General features: G+C 71.4%; 9 protein-coding genes, 1 tRNA gene and 1 pseudogene. 5 read left to right on the top strand and 6 right to left on the bottom strand.

Annotated elements, in window-relative coordinates:
• Positions 1-95: 95 nt before the first annotated feature.
• Entirely contained in the window at positions 96-917 is an 822-nt protein-coding gene (locus ACZ32T_RS14415; protein WP_467271573.1) for a hypothetical protein, read from the bottom strand.
• Positions 918-1188: 271 nt separating this feature from the next.
• On the opposite strand from ACZ32T_RS14415, the gene ACZ32T_RS14410 reads away from it, so the two are divergent.
• Positions 1189-1746, top strand: a complete 558-nt coding sequence (locus ACZ32T_RS14410; RefSeq protein WP_467367100.1) for an ATP-binding protein — start codon at positions 1189-1191, stop codon at positions 1744-1746.
• Positions 1747-1794: 48 nt separating this feature from the next.
• On the opposite strand, the gene ACZ32T_RS14405 is transcribed toward ACZ32T_RS14410, so the two are convergent.
• Complete coding sequence (locus ACZ32T_RS14405) at positions 1795-3258, bottom strand: aminopeptidase P family protein (RefSeq protein WP_467367098.1); 1464 nt, start codon at positions 3256-3258, stop codon at positions 1795-1797.
• Positions 3259-3389: 131 nt separating this feature from the next.
• A complete protein-coding gene (locus ACZ32T_RS14400) occupies positions 3390-4814 on the bottom strand; it encodes a SpoIIE family protein phosphatase (RefSeq protein ID WP_467367096.1) in 1425 nt (474 codons plus the stop codon).
• 601 nt (positions 4815-5415) lie between these two features.
• Here ACZ32T_RS14400 and ACZ32T_RS14395 point away from each other — a divergent pair.
• A complete protein-coding gene (locus ACZ32T_RS14395) occupies positions 5416-6099 on the top strand; it encodes a bifunctional DNA primase/polymerase (RefSeq protein WP_467271569.1) in 684 nt (227 codons plus the stop codon).
• A 638-nt stretch (positions 6100-6737) separates the two neighbouring features.
• Here the strand turns inward: ACZ32T_RS14395 and ACZ32T_RS14390 are convergent.
• The 3 genes from ACZ32T_RS14390 to ACZ32T_RS14380 form a co-directional block, all read right to left on the bottom strand.
• Positions 6738-7703, bottom strand: coding sequence for a DUF5926 family protein (locus ACZ32T_RS14390; protein ID WP_467271567.1), 966 nt, complete (start codon positions 7701-7703; stop codon positions 6738-6740).
• 153 nt (positions 7704-7856) lie between these two features.
• Complete coding sequence (locus ACZ32T_RS14385; protein ID WP_467367094.1) at positions 7857-8462, bottom strand: ATP-binding protein; 606 nt, start codon at positions 8460-8462, stop codon at positions 7857-7859.
• A gap of 140 nt (positions 8463-8602) precedes the next feature.
• Positions 8603-9430 (bottom strand): glycerophosphodiester phosphodiesterase, encoded by an 828-nt coding sequence (locus ACZ32T_RS14380; protein WP_104787511.1) that lies wholly within the window; start codon positions 9428-9430, stop codon positions 8603-8605.
• Between the two features lie 197 nt (positions 9431-9627).
• Here ACZ32T_RS14380 and ACZ32T_RS14375 point away from each other — a divergent pair, with 197 nt between their 5' ends.
• From ACZ32T_RS14375 to ACZ32T_RS14365, 3 genes and pseudogenes are all read left to right on the top strand, one after another.
• Positions 9628-11121: a S1C family serine protease gene (locus ACZ32T_RS14375; RefSeq protein ID WP_467367092.1), complete on the top strand. Its 1494-nt coding sequence runs from the start codon at positions 9628-9630 to the stop codon at positions 11119-11121.
• Positions 11122-11182: 61 nt separating this feature from the next.
• Positions 11183-11269, top strand: a tRNA-Ser gene (locus ACZ32T_RS14370).
• Positions 11270-11432: 163 nt separating this feature from the next.
• A pseudogene (locus tag ACZ32T_RS14365) lies at positions 11433-11756 on the top strand (tyrosine-type recombinase/integrase); the annotation flags it as partial.
• Between the last annotated feature and the right edge of the window lie 13 nt (positions 11757-11769).

Raw genomic sequence — 11769 nt, 5'->3', positions numbered from 1 at the left:
CACTCCACAGGTCATGAGGAAAAGGTGGTCCGGCGCGCGGAGGCGCGACGGCATCACGACCACCTCTTCACCGGAGTCCCGGCCGAGGGGTCGCGTCAGGCTGCGCGTACGTATGCGGGCGGCGGCCCGCGCCTGATCACCATGTGCTGCAGAGGGTCTCCGGTGGCCGGCGCGGGAGCGTCGACGGCGCTGCGGAGGGGGCGCGGCCCGGTCGTGGGCCGGCCCGGGAGCCCCGCACGCAGTGCGCGTACGAGCGCCATCGCCGCCCGCAGCGCGCGCAGCCGGGCCGCGGCCGCGAGCTGCCGGCCGCCGTGCGCCGAGAGCCTGGCCAGCCGGAAGAGAGCGATCTCGCCGCGGCGCAGCAGCCAGCCCGTGGCGAGTGCGGCGAGGAGGTGCCCCAGGAGCATGGGGAGGCTGGGCAGGCCGGACATCAGGGTGTCCAGGAGCGTCGGAGCGGCATCCGGGGCGGCTGCCGCTCCGGACGCCAGGTGTGTGTGCCCCTGGGCCACGGTCGCGGGGTCCAGGCCCGCGGTGGTCACGATGCGGTGGGCCTCCCCGGCGCTCAGCTGCGCCGGTCCCGCACCGCACACCAGCCCCGCGGCGAAGCGGATCAGCGAGTCGTCCCCGGACCCCGCCGCGGTGGCCGGCGCGTGCCGTCCGAGCCCGAAGACGATGTGCAGGGCGAGCTGTCCGGCCGCGAGGGCGGCGGTGATCGAGAGGAGGGTCCGCTCACGTCCGGCGAGCGCCGTCGCGACGGCGAAGACTCCGGCGAACCCTGCCAGCAGACTCCAGCCGGGCACACCCACGCCTGCGGCGAAGCCGTGTCCGGCGGCGGCGAGCACGACGCAGACCGCGGTGAACACCGCGGTCCTCAAAAGCCGCATACCGGCTCCGGCGCGTGCGACAGGCATAGACATGGCCGGGTCATCATCCCACTGAGCCCCCCGTCTCCGTACGGCAGGTCCGGAAGGTTTGCATCCGTCCCCATCAGGGAGTGATCAGGGTGTGTTGCACCTGTTCATGGGCGGATCGATGCCGCCCCGCGGCCCCGGTCGGCACCGGGCATACACCGGTGGACGGAATATCCGCATCCGCCGAATGAGGGCTGTCGTGGCCGGTCCGTGCTTACGGAGCACCGATCGCGGCAATACGTATCGGTATGTCGAGCCGCAGCCAGGAGGCTGGAGCATGAGCATGTGGTGGTCACTCCATTTGCGGCGCGAAGCTGCGAGCGTTCCGCTCGCCCGTCGTTTTCTGCTCGGCACCATGGAGACCGCAGGGGTGGATCCCGACATCTCCTACGACCTCTCCGTCGCGCTCAGCGAAGCCTGTGCGAACGCCGTCGAGCACGGCGGCGGCCTGCGGGACGCGGGTGAGGCCGGAGACGCCGGCCCGGCCCCCGTCGGTGGTGGGCAGCCCGGGCGCGCCTGCGGGCAGTACCGGGTCACCGCGTATCTGGACGGCGAGAAGTGCCGTATCGAAGTCGCCGACTCGGGGCCAGGCTTCCCCTCCCGGCGCCCGCTTCGTACCGCCGCGGAACCCTCCGCCTCGCGACCTGCGGGCGACCCCGCGCACTCGCGTACGGCGGTGCACCCTCCTGCCATGGCCGAGAGCGGGCGCGGGCTCTGCCTGATCGAGGAGCTCGCCGATCACGTCCACTTCGGCAACCGGCCGGGTCACGGCGCGGTGGTGAGCTTCGACAAGGTCCTGAAATGGCGGGAGGGCGCGCTGCTCATGGTGTCCTGAGCAGCGCGCCCTCCGTGGCGCGGGACGCGGCCTTCCGCGCCGGCCGTGTCAGCCCTTGAGCCGGGCCATCCACGCCTCGACCTCGTCGGCCCGACGGGGAAGCGCCGCGGACAGGTTGCGGTTGCCGTCCTCGGTCACGAGGATGTCGTCCTCGATCCGGACGCCGATCCCCCGGTACTCCTCGGGCACGGTCAGGTCGTCGGCCTGGAAGTAGAGTCCAGGCTCGACCGTGAGGCAGACCCCGGGCTCCAAGATGCCGTCGACGTACGACTCCGTGCGCGCGACGGCGCAGTCGTGGACGTCCATGCCGAGCATGTGGCCGGTGCCGTGCAGCGTCCAGCGGCGCTGGAGGCCCAGCTCCAGGACCTTGTCCACGGACAGGTCGCCCAGCAGGCCCCACTCGACCAGCTTCTGTGCCAGGACCCGCTGCGCGGCGTCGTGGAAGTCGCGGAAGGCGGCGCCGGGCTTCACGGCCGCGATGCCGGCCTCCTGGGCCTCGTACACCGCGTCGTATATCTTCCGCTGCAGCGGCGAGAACGTGCCGTTGATCGGCAGTGTGCGGGTCACGTCGGCGGTGTAGAGCTCGTCGGTCTCCACGCCCGCGTCGAGCAGCAGGAGCTCGCCGGAGCGGACCGCGCCGTCGTTGCGGACCCAGTGCAGCGTGGTGGCGTGGGGGCCGGCCGCGCAGATCGATCCGTAGCCGATGTCGTTGCCGTCGACGCGGGCGCGCAGGAAGAAGGTGCCCTCGATGTAGCGCTCGCTCGTCGCCTCGGCCCTGTCGAGGACCTTGACGACGTCCTCGAAGCCGCGCGCCGTCGCGTCGCAGGCCTTCTGCAGCTCGGCGATCTCGAAGGCGTCCTTGACCAGACGGGCCTCGGAGAGGAAGACGCGCAGCTCCTCGTCGCGCTCAGCGGTGACCTTGTCGGTGAGGGCGGCGTCGATACCCGCGTCGTGCCCGCGGACGTTGCGCACCGGGCCGGTGGCCTCGGCCAGCGCGGCCGGGAGCTCGCGGACGTCCTTCGCCGGGATGCCGAGCAGCTGCTCGGCCTCGGTGAGGGAGTTGCGGCGGCCGACCCACAGCTCACCCTGGCCGTCGAGCCAGAACTCGCCGTTCTCACGGTCGGAGCGGGGCAGGAGGTAGACCGTCGCCGCGTGCCCGCCCTCGGAGGGTTCGAGGACCAGGACGCCGTCCTGGGTCAGGTCACCGGTGAGGTACGCGTACTCGGTGGAGGCGCGGAAGGCGTACTCGGTGTCGTTGGAGCGGGTCTTCAGGTTGCCCGCGGGGATGACGAGCCGCTCGCCGGGGAAGCGCGCGGAGAGCGCGGCGCGGCGGGCGGCGGTGTAGGAGGCCTGGGCGATCCGCTCCAGGCCGTGCAGCTCCGTGTCGGCCCAGCCGGACTTCATGTTCTCGGCGAGCTCATCGGAAATGCCCGGGTACAGGCCGTTCTTCCGCTGCTTGATCGGCTCTGCTTCCGCTGTTTCCGGGGTCTCCGGGGCGAGCTCCTCAGACACGTTTTGTCCTCCTTGTACGACACTGGGCCTTCTCCATCGTACGGGCGTACGGAAGGGGGCCCAGTGCCGGAAGACCTCTTACACGTCCGGAGCCGCGACCGCCGGTCCTCGTGGGTCCGGCGGCCGGGGTCTCAGTCGAAGCGCGCGGCCAGCAGGGCGACGTCCTCGGCGCCGTCGTTCGCGTTCGCGCCGTCGGGCAGGAGGGTCCGCAGGACGTGGTCCGCCACGGCCCCGGGATCCTGGCGCAGGACCTTCGGCACCCCGGCCGCCGCCGAGTGCAGCCGTGCGAACGCCCGGTCCCTGGTCTCACCGGTACGGCGCAGCAGCGCGTCGGTGTAGAACAGCACCGTCTCGCCGGCCCGGGGCGTGAATTCCACGCTCGGCGCCTCCCAGCAGGACAGCATGCCCAGCGGTGCGGAGAGGCTCGTCTCCACGAATTCGGTGCGTCGCTCGCCGGTCACCAGCGGCGGTGTGTGCCCCGCGCCGGCGAACACGATCGTGCGCCGGTCGGGTTCGCAGTACGCGTAGAGGGCGGTCGCCGCGGAGGCCGGTTCGGTCAGCCGCAGCAGCAGTTCGAGGTCGGCGAGTACGGCGACGGGGTCCTCGCCCTCCATCACGGCGTAGGCCCGCAGCCCTGCGCGGAGCCGGCCCATCGCGGCCAGGGCGGCAGGCCCCGAGCCGCCGACCGAGCCGACGGCCAGGCCGAGGGCGTTGTCCGGGAGCGGCAGCGCGTCGTACCAGTCACCGCCGCCCGCGGGAGCGGCACGGCGGCGGGCGGCCAGCCGTACTCCGGGGACCCGGGGCAGCCTGCTGGGGAGGAGCTCCTCGGTGACGACCGCGGCGTCCGCCCTGGCGCGTTCGAGTTCGAGGAGGCGGGCGACGTGTTCCGAGGCGTAGCGGGCGTACGACCCTACGAGATGGCACTGGCGTTCCAGGGGTTCCGCCGGTTCGTCGTACAGCCAGACGGCCGCGCCGAGCCGGCCGGCGGTTTCGGTGGCGAGGGGCTGCGCGTAGCTGGCGGCGTAGCCGAGCCGGGCGGCGACCTCGCGGCAGCGTGGATCGAGGCCGGTGTCGCCGAGGATGTCGGGACTGGCCAGGGGGCCGTCGGTATCAGGGAGGCCGTCGAGGAACCGGCCGTACGCGGTGGCGTCGCGCGGCACAGTCTCGATATGCCCGAGGTCGGCTCGGGCGAGGCCGAGCCCGATCGTGCGGGACGGCCCGCGGCCGTCGGCGGGTTCGAGGACGAGGAGCCCACGGCCCGCGCCGACGAGTGCCGCCCCGGCGGTCAGGAGCTCGTCGAGAGCGCTGTCCAGGGTGCTGGTCCCGGCCAGCCGCTCGGTGAGTTCGTGCAGGGTGGTGAGGTCGGACACCCAGCCGGCCAGCCGGTCCTGGATGAAGGCGACCGGCGCGGCGGGCACGGCTTCCATGGGTGCGGCAGTGTGCGTTGAAACGGGAACCATGGGATCGATTCCAGCCACTTTCGGAAGGTGGGGGGCGCTCATGGCAATCGGCTTTCCGACTGGTGCGTTTTGTCGAATAGCATCGCAAACCCCCATGTCGTTCTGCGCCGCTATCGGTGCAACCACATGTACACGCACCCACATCTACACGCACAACTGAGGTGATGTCCAGCATTGTCCTTACGGTATTTATGGTGTCCATGAGGCAGTCAACTTGGCCGAAAAATGCACCCCCGGGCGGTTTTTTGCGATCGACTGGGCGTGCTCGACAGGGAGAGCCCTCGGGGTGAAATGCCGGAGGGAGCGTCATCCCGGTCATGCGGGGTACGTAATCGTGGATGGCCGAGGGCAGTTGTGACCGCCCCGGAACCCGACAGCGAGCCCGGGCGTCCTTACAGGTGACGGCCGCCCGCCCACCGCCCCGAGTGGCGGGATTGCACAAGGGACGGCACGCGCGATGCGCACGCCGGCCGCGCGATGTTTTGGCTGGACTCGGCTCGGTTCAACTCGGTTCGACTCGGCTCAGCTCCATTCTGTTCGGTTCCACTCTGCTCGGCTCGGCTCACGCTCGGCACCGACTGACGTCCGTACCGCAGACCCGATGAGCAAGCACGCACAGCGAAGAGACGCCCACGTGGTGTAACGAGTACGTGGTGCGATGTGGACCTCGGCGTTCAACGGAAAGGAACGAGCGCTCATGCGCGAGATCCTCGGAAGGCGACGCAGGCACCGGCCCCGGCGCAAGGCAAGTTCCGCCCAGCTCGACGCGGCACTGGCCTGTGCCACCGTCCGGAAGTGGCCCGTGCTCCCCGGAGCAGGCCTTGCGACGGGAGCCGTACGCGGTGAACGCGGCCGCGGCTGTGCCTGTCCTGATCCCGAGTGCGCCGTACCGGGCGCACATCCCTTCGATCCGGGCCTGCTCGCGGCGACCACCGACGCGCGCATGGTGCGCTGGTGGTGGACCAACCGGCCCACCGCGCCCGTCGTCCTGGCCACCGGTGGCCAGGCGCCCTGCGCGCTGAGCCTGCCGGCAGTCGCCGGCGCCCGGGCCCTGACCGCGCTCGACGGCATGGGGGTGCGGCTCGGCCCTGTGGTGGCGACACCCACCAGGTGGTCGTTGCTGGTCGAGCCCTACACCCTGGAACGGCTCGGCGAGCTGCTGCACGCCAAGGACCGGGTGCCCAGCTCTCTGCGGTTCCACGGGGAGGGCGGCTATCTCATCCTGCCCCCGTCCGAGGTGGGCACGGGGCAGGTGCGCTGGGAACGCGCGCCGGAGGCGGGGAACGCCGCGCCGTGGCTCCCGGATGTGGAGTCCGTCCTGGACGCGCTCGTCGAGGCGAGCAACAGCGCTCCGGACGGCGGGAGCCGGCTCGCCTACTGAGCGGGCGGCGGTAGACCGACCGACGCGGGAACAGCGGGCGGCTCACCCCTTCAGGGGTGTGGGCCCGCCCGGTTTCCGTGCGCCACGGCCGGCCCACGCCAGGAAGATGCAATTGCATCCGCGCAAAAGCCGGTGCCCGCAGGCTTTCTGGCGGCCTTTTCGCGGATTGCGGAAACGGTGCGCGCGGTGAGGCCGGTGTGAATGTTTCCCGCGTGCCGGGCCCTTTCGCGGTGCCCGCGGCATCGTGGCTTTCTGTCTGAAAGCGAACGCCCGGTGTGCCGGGGGCCCTGGGGTGCGCGCCGCTCCGGCGCTGCGCCGGGCCCCGCCCCGTACAGGGGAGTTGACGGGCACGAGCCTGTCGGCCAGGTGCTCCGCCGAGGCGGGCGGCAGGTGGGGCCGGTCAGTCGCCGCAGGCCGCCGGTGAGCCGAGTGCTCCGGCGTGCGCCCCGGGCGTACGGGCCTGGAAACGAGGACGCCCGGCCGCTGGCGACGGGGGATGCACCAGCGACCGGACTTCCAGAACCGTAACAAGAGATCTGCCGTTAGCAAATTCGATCTCGCCTATTCGGACACCGATTTACCGACGGGTACGGGGAGTTGTGACGGGAGTCACCGCCGCGTCCCCGCTCTCGTCACTGTCAGCTGAGCGTCACTTGGCGGTTGGTGAGCCCCCCGCGTGCGCGGCGCTCATCGGCCGTCAGCGGGGCGTCCGAGGCGAGCGCTCCGGCGAGCCGCTCCGCGAACTCGGCCGCGGGCTTCTCGCAGTCCTCGGCCCCCATCGCGCTCGGCAGGTCCCAGACCGGGACCATGAGCCCGTGCGCACGGAAGGAGCCCACCAGACGGGTCTCCTCGCCGAGCGAGGAGGCGCCCGCCGCGTGCAGCCGGGCGAGGGCGTCGAGGAGCTGCTCCTCGGGGTGCGGCATGACCCAGCGCAGGTGGTTCTTGTCCGGCGTCTCGCACCAGTAGGCCGCGTCCACGCCGGAGAGCCGGGTGGTGGGGATGGCGGCCGCGTTGGCACGCTCCAGCGAAGCCGACACCTCCGCCGTGGCGTTCTCGGCGTCCGGGACCCAGAATTCGAAGCCGGAGTGCACGACCGGCTCGAACGCGGCGTCGGGGTCGAGGACGTCCTGCAGGCGCGGGCCGTCGGCAGGAACCCGGCGGGCGGTGACCGGGGAGCCGGGCTCGGCCTCCAGCGCGCGCTGCAGGGTGTCCGCGAGATCGCGGCTGAGGTCACCGGACGAGGTGTCGTTCTGCAGGGCGAGAAGGACGGAGCCGTCGTCGCGGCGCAGTGCCGGCCAGGCCATCGGCAGCACGGTCGCGAGCGACACGGACGGTACGCCCTCGGGGAGCCCGCCCTTCAGCGTCAGCTCGACGGTGGCGGCCGGGACCAGCTCGCGCAGGGCGATCCAGTCGCACTCCCCGGAGATTCCCTCGAAGGGGCGCTGGACCAGCTCGGTCACGGCGTGGGCGGCGGCGCGTCCGTGACACGCCTTGTAACGGCGGCCCGAACCGCACGGGCAGGGCTCACGAGCCCCTACGACCGGGATTTCACCGTCCTTGAGCTGCGGCTTCCCGGCCTTGGACTGAGGGCGCTTCTTGGCCATGGTGGGCGATCTCCCGATTGCGACAGTGCGGTCTCGGGCGCGAGCCTAGCCGTCCCGGTGAGGACCGGGTCACACCCGCCGGGCGCACCCGCCGTGGCACATCCGACGTGGCCCCTCGCGGACTGCTCCACCGGGCCGCGCGCCGATCCGCTCTCAGCCCGCGTCGTCGAAGGCTTCGAGGACGTCGGCGAGTTCCAGCCCGTCCAGCGAGCCGAATCCACTCATCGAGCCCAGTCCGCCCAGTCCGTCGAGACCGGACCGCCCGCGGCGTGCGGACTTCCCGGGGCCCGGGGACGCCGTCGTGAAGCCGCCCGTGCCGGGGCCCGCGGAGACGAGTGCCCAGACGGTGACCTCGCCGGCCGTGTCGTCCCGTACGCCCCACTCCTGGGCGAGGGCGCTGATGATGTTGAGCCCGCGCCCACCGCGCGCGGTGACCGACGGTGTGGCCGGGACCGGCCTGGTCGGCCCGCCGCCGTCCGTGACCTCGACGGTCAGGTCACCCGTCCTCTCCACGCGCCACGCGGCGCGGATGTCGCCGTCTCCCACCTCTGAGTGTCGCCCCAGCGGCCTGCCGTGCCGGCAGGCGTTGCTGAGGAGTTCGGAAAGGATCAGTACAGCGTCGTCGACCACGGTGTCCGAGACCCCGTTGCTGCGCAGCTGCTCGCGCATACAGTGCCTCGCCCGCCCCACGCCCGCAGGGCCATGGGGTACGGCCATGCTCGACGACGCGGGCACTTCCTGTGCCACCACAAACGCCACCCCCGAGACCTCCTTTGCCCCACGCCACGGATTGGATGCCCCCCTGGGCTGCGCCGGAAACCGGCCAAAGCCCTGTCAGTGATGCACTCGTAACGATCGATTGCGGAGCGAATGCGCCGGTGCACCCCGGGTAACTGATGTTAAGAGCGGCCAAGTTGCGAAAGAACCTGCTTCGGGCGGTTCGTGATGATTGCCTCCACCCCCAGGCGCACGCAGAGCTCGACGTCCTCCGGCTCGTTCACGGTCCACACGTGCACCCGGTGTCCCGCCCTGTGCAGCCGTTCGATGTACCCGGGGTGATTGCGTACGATCCGCATCCCCGGGCCGGCGATCCGGGCTCCTGCGGGGAGCCGCCCGTCACGCAGCCTCGGTGAGACGAACTGCATCAGGAAGACGGTGGGCAGGGTGGGGGCCGCGGCCCGGACGCGGTACAGGGACCGTGCGGAGAAGCTCATGACGCGTACCGGGGACGGCCCGTCGGCCGGCGGGGCGTCCAGGCCGAACCGCTTGAGCAGATGGAGCAGCCGCTCCTCGACCTGTCCTGCCCAGCGCGTGGGGTGCTTGGTCTCGATGGCCAGCTGGAGCGGACGGCCGCCCGCCCGGACGTCGTGGGCCAGCTCGAGGAGCCGTTCCAGGGTGAGCACGGAGGTGAGCTCGCCCGGCACCGGGTCCCAGTCCGGGGACTCCTCGTGGTCCTTCCAGGAGCCGAAGTCGAGAGCGGCGAGATCGGCCAGTTCCAGGGCGGAGACGGCACCCCTGCCGTTCGACGTGCGGTTCACCCTGCGGTCGTGCACACAGACGAGCTGTCCGTCCGCGGTGAGACGGACATCGCACTCCAGCGCGTCCGCCCCGTCCTCGACGGCCTTCCGGTACGCGGCCAGGGTGTGCTCAGGGGCGTCGTCCGAGGCCCCGCGGTGAGCGATGACCTGGATGGGAGGCTGTCGTGAGGGTAGGCGTGCGTGGGTCACCGCGTCATGGTGTCACCGAGACGCGTCAGGTGCTGACACCTTGTTGCGTAGGACCGTTTTGCCTGATGTAAAGATTGGTGTGCGGATGCACAGGTCCTGCTTACAGTGGCCTGACGTGCTGTGGGAAAAGCTGACTGCAGACACGTGCACAGCGGATCTCTTGCCGAATGCCGAGTGGAACCGAGGAGTAAAGAGCTGTGAGCACCGAGAACGAGGGCAACGAGGGCAACGGGGTTCCGTCCGTACCGTCTGTTCCGTCCGCACCTCCCGTGCCGGCTGCCGCTCCTGAGGGCACCCCGCAGGGCACTCCCCCCGCCCCGGAGGCCCCGCCTGCCGCTCCTTCGGACGCGCCGACGGGCCCTGTTCCGGCCGCGACGCACCAGGCAGGCGCCGAGCCGCCCGCAGCCGGGCACGAGCAGTACCCGTACGCGCCGCCGTCACCGCAGCAGCCTCCGGCCGGCTCGGCCGCCTGGCCGCCGCCCCCTCCCGCCATCCCCTCGTACGCCGACGGCGGCAGCCCCCCGGTCTGGGGAGCGCCGGAGCCCTCGGAGCCCGAGCGCCCGCGTAAGCGCCGTGCGAGCGGCCTGGTCGCCGCCGTGGCGGTGGCCGCGCTGGTCGCCGGCGGCGTCGGCGGAGCCCTCGGCTACTGGGCCGCGGACAGCAACGACTCCGGCTCCTCCTCCGGCTCGACCACGGTCGCCGCCTCCAACAGCCCGAAGGACTTCAAGCGCGACCCGGGGACGATCGCGGGCGTCGCCGCGGGCGCGCTGCCCAGCGTCGTCACCATCGACGCGCAGTCCGGCGACGGCGAGGGCGGCACGGGTACCGGCTTCGTGTACGACAAGGAGGGCCACATCCTCACGAACAACCACGTGGTGGCCTCCGCGGCGGACAGCGGCCAGCTGACCGCCACGTTCTCCAACGGCAAGAAGTACGACGCCGAGGTCGTCGGCCGGGCCCAGGGCTACGACGTGGCCGTGCTCAAGCTGAAGAACGCCCCGGACGGACTGACCCCGCTCGCCCTGGGAGACTCCGACAAGGTCGCGGTGGGCGATTCCACCATCGCGATCGGCGCGCCCTTCGGCCTCTCCAACACGGTCACCACGGGCATCATCAGCGCGAAGAACCGCCCGGTCGCCTCCGGTGACGGTTCCAGCAACAAGAACTCGTACATGAGCGCCCTTCAGACGGACGCCTCGATCAACCCCGGCAACTCGGGCGGGCCGCTCCTGGACGCGGGTGGCGCGGTCATCGGCATCAACTCGGCCATCCAGTCCACCAGCGGCGGCGGCGTCGGCCAGTCCCAGGCGGGCTCCATCGGCCTCGGCTTCGCCATCCCGGTCAACCAGGCCAAGAACGTCGCCGAACAGCTGATCAAGACGGGCCAGCCGGTCTACCCGGTGATCGGCGCGACGGTGACGATGGAGGAGAAGACCGGCGGCGCCGTCATCTCGGACGAGGGCGCGGGCGGCACCCCCGCCGTCACTCCGAACGGACCGGCGGCCCAGGCGGGTCTGAAGGCCGGCGACGTGATCACCAAGTTCAACGGCACGACGGTCGAGAGCGGCCCGACGCTGATCGGCGAGATCTGGACGCACAAGCCGGGCGACAAGGTCACGCTCACCTACGAGCGCGACGGCAAGACGTCCACGGCCGAAGTCACCCTGGGCGAGCGCAAGGGCGACAGCTGACCGGCTAGGCTGTTCCACGCATCGAGCCGGCCCCTGACCACCGGGACCGGCGACGACGCGGGGTGGGTTGCCCGAGCGGCCTAAGGGAACGGTCTTGAAAACCGTCGTGGCAGCGATGTCACCGTGGGTTCAAATCCCACACCCACCGCAGGTAAGAGGCCCCTGACCAGTACGTATGGTCGGGGGCCTCTGCCATGCCTGTTCCCCGCCGGGCACGGAAGGGGGCGCGCAGGGGGTACGGAGACAGACACCAGCCAGCACCTGGCACCTCAGTCGTCCGCAAACCGTAGCTGCCCGGGGTAGCTGCACAGGCGTCGTGCCACGGCACCCTGGCCTTCGGAACTCCCAAGTCCCCTCAGAAGCGGGTCCTGCGGATCGGGCCGTCACTCGCGGGGCGGATCGGTCGGCACCTGGAGACGCTGCCCGGCGGGGAGGGGAGGATGCTCTTCCCTTCGTCACGCCCGGCGGAAGGCCTCTGCGCTACACCCGGTGACGCAAGGCATACTTCGACCCCGCCGTGGCGGCTGCCGGACTCACTGCACTACGCCCGGCCGATTGCCGGTCGGGGTGATCAGGTGGCGACGGCTGCGGATATTTGGCTCAGCGGCGATGACGAGACTGATCCCGTTGCCTGAGTTGTCGCCGAAA

The sequence above is a fragment of the Streptomyces sp. NPDC023573 genome, assembly GCF_055559735.1.
This window is presented reverse-complemented; position numbering and strand designations above follow the sequence as displayed.